The 444-nt window shown below is 62.8% G+C and carries 1 protein-coding gene; it reads left to right on the top strand.

The annotated features are described in order from the left end of the window. Positions 1–444, top strand: a 444-nt coding sequence (locus AACY45_RS28630; protein WP_339548843.1) for a hypothetical protein, incomplete at both ends; no start/stop codon positions are given.

Genomic DNA, 444 nt, shown 5'->3' with positions numbered 1-444 from the left:
TGAAGGGCGAGGTCGGCAATTACGATACGCGCCGCGTAAGCGGCATGCTCAACGTCCCGCTGACCGATACCTTCGCGGTGCGCGTCGCCGGTGCCTACACCAATCGTAGCGGGTTCGACTACAACACCGTGACCAACCGCGCGATCAACGGTCGAGATCTCTGGTCCTTGCGCACCACCGCGCAGTGGCGTCCCGTGGATGATTTCACGGCCAGCTTCGTCTGGGAGCATTTCGACGAAAAGGACGATCGGTCCCGCACCGGCAAGCAATTGTGCCACTACGATCCCGGTCCCAGCACGGTTGGAGGGCTGGCTGTGCCGGAAGTTTCCAACGGGTTTCCCATCCGTGCCCAGCTAAGCCAAGGGTGCGCCAACGGTTCGCTCTATGACGCGGGTGCCTATGGCGTGCCGAACGGACTGAGCCTGCCCTATGTCGCTGCCGCCA

The sequence above is a fragment of the Pseudomonas sp. RA_35y_Pfl2_P32 genome (assembly GCF_963970735.1).
In the GTDB taxonomy this organism is placed as follows: domain Bacteria; phylum Pseudomonadota; class Gammaproteobacteria; order Pseudomonadales; family Pseudomonadaceae; genus Aquipseudomonas.
This window is presented reverse-complemented; position numbering and strand designations above follow the sequence as displayed.